Genomic DNA, 1,363 nt, shown 5'->3' on the forward strand with positions numbered 1-1,363 from the left:
CAACAGGCGTCCCATCTTCGTTGACGCTGAAGGTAGGTGCACTAAATTGCAGGCTAATCGGATCTTCAGTCCCTACATATTCAATGTTCCGCACCAGGTAGTCGGAACTATCGTCTTTGAAGGGGGTGGCGGCGTAGGCAGCGGTGGGGCTATCGTAGGGTTTGGCTGAGAACCGCAGTTCGTCAAAAGTAATGCCACTTAGAGGTTGTGCATCTATTTTGAATTTGAAACTGCCATCGGTGCGATCGCCAATGAAAGTCACTCCATTTGAAGATGCGGTAATCGGTTTTGCTGCGCTCGGAGCGTTGAGCCGAGTAATCGTAAAATTGCTACCCGATACCGGCACTCCATTATTAAAGATTTGCAGCAAGCCAACTTCATTTCCTTGGTCGCCCACTCCAACGCTCGTTGTGGGAATCAATGCGCTGAGGTCGATCGTGGCGCTTGTGATGTCTTGGTTATCTGCCCATTTCACCTTCAGCGCCTGAGATTGATTGGTGTTGGGGTTGTAGTTGATTTCCGCCCTAATTTTATTGGGGTCAGTAAACCAACCATCATAAGAGGATGGGACACCAATACCAGGGCTACTTCCGTAGCTCAACCAGCTTTTAGGGTTTTCATTAGTTGGTAAGGTGAGGTTACTGATTGCAGTAGGGTTAAGATAGTCAGTTTCCGCGCCGTCAAATGCTATACCAGACAGCTTTACGCCTTGATTCTGGGCAGCAGTAGGCCATTTTGTTATTAATTCGTTGACGCTGGTAAAATTATTGGGTTGACCCAAAGAACCATTGAGGGAAGTAGGCATAGCTTGTCGTTTGAGGATGAGTAATTAATGATGAAAATTCAGGGCAATTCCAGTACATGAAAAACCATAGTTTTTCATGTACTATCAAGAGTGCCGACCGCGCTGAATATTTTTCAGTCGTTGCAGATATCGGGGATATTCACTCTGAGATTGTCCCTACCAAGAGTCAAATAGCCTTGGATTAGGAGTAACAGAAACTCAAAAGTTTGGATTTCTTTCTCGCTATATGTCACTTATAGGAATAGTTTCATCACCAATAACTGTTATCCGGAAAAAGATCGGATTTTTTTTAAAGCTCTATTAAAACTAATTTTCCACCTACGTACATGAGAGATTAAAAAAATAGTACACTATGTAAATTTACTTAAACAACTCTCGCGATAGTTGCACCGTAGGTTCCTCTTCTCCCTGCTGGCTAAAGCTTTGAATAAAAATCGCCTCAAACAAAAGTTAAAATGCTTAAAAATTTACCAGAAAGAATTGGTTGAAAGCCTCTCCCCGATCGGGAGAAATTAAAATCAGACTATTCATTACTCCAATACTCGGACTTAAGGGTAG

General features: G+C 43.2%; 1 protein-coding gene. It reads right to left on the reverse strand.

The genetic code is table 11. The features are described 5' to 3' along the window. Nucleotides 1–805: hypothetical protein (locus QT974_RS31150; RefSeq protein ID WP_333472242.1), on the reverse strand; the 805-nt coding region annotated here is incomplete at its 3' end. Nucleotides 806–1,363 lie beyond the last annotated feature (558 nt).

Source organism: Microcoleus sp. BM001215392, from assembly GCF_036700185.1.
Classification (GTDB): domain Bacteria; phylum Cyanobacteriota; class Cyanobacteriia; order Cyanobacteriales; family Microcoleaceae; genus Microcoleus.